Below are 1112 nucleotides of genomic sequence, written 5' to 3' on the forward strand. Positions count from 1 at the left end.
TAAGAATGTTTTTTTCATATTGTTATTCCTCCTCGTTGTTTATCTTACATATCCACTATAACAGCTGTTTTTTGTAATAATACTGGAATAAATCACCTTTTTTATTTAATCACTTAGTCAAAAGGCAGGGTGAAAAGGTGAGACATGCTGATAGATCAAGGTGAACAGGGAATATAAAGCATAAAATTGATAATGGTAATTGTACCAAAATTAGTTAAGAAAGAAAAATATTACATTGATATAAGTATTGACAACTTTTTAAAATACAGATTATATTTCAAGTAAATTACATTAAGTAACTTAGTATTAAAATACTTGTAATTAATATATAGTAAAAATTGCTATAATAATATGTAGTGTTGAATTACTATGATCATCCATGTTATAAATTATATTTTTTGTATGATTTGAGTTAATGAAATAGGTTAGAAAAACATGTAAGTTCATTAAAAAAATTTTTCAGATATGTTTTTACGTTCTTATTAAGAGGCTGTTTTCGGATTGATTGTTGTTTTCGTATTAACAAATTAACCTACACAACTAAAGTTCGTGGCATCTTTTCTTCTGAACAACGATGAGTAGCAATATAAAACCACTTGTTTCGTACTAAATTGTTAGCAATAGCAACAATGTTTACGAAAAAAGCCTTTCAATGACAATTAAAGTACACTGAACATGAACAAAGGTAGAGAGACATTAGTAAATTACTTTCAAAAAAATTATGTATATACCATTTTGAATGTTGAATTAGAAATTTTAATACGAAAAAAAGTTAGCTATTCTATATTTCTAAGAATAGCTAACTTTGAGATTAATAGTTTTATTATTTACTAATAAACATTTGAGTCCAATAATTACCTTGTTCAATATATCCAACACCAATATGAGTGAAGCTAGAATTTAAAATGTTTTTGCGGTGACCTTCACTATTCATCCAAGCATTCACAACTTCTTGAGGTGTTTTTTGACCATAAGCAATATTTTCTCCAGCTGATTTATATGTGATACCGAACTTTTTCATCATATCAAACGGTGAACCGTAAGTTGGACTATTATGGTCAAAATATTTGTTAGACTGCATATCAGCAGATTTAGTACGTGCTACTTTACTT

General features: G+C 27.2%; 1 protein-coding gene. It reads right to left on the reverse strand.

All coding sequences use genetic code 11. From position 1 onward, the window contains the following. Positions 1 to 823: 823 nt before the first annotated feature. A partial coding sequence (locus SLH52_RS23205; RefSeq protein ID WP_320211559.1) for a CAP domain-containing protein occupies positions 824 to 1112 on the reverse strand: 289 nt, incomplete at its 5' end.

Origin of the sequence: Cytobacillus sp. IB215665 (assembly GCF_033963835.1) — a bacterium.
GTDB lineage: Bacteria > Bacillota > Bacilli > Bacillales > SM2101 > Nanhaiella.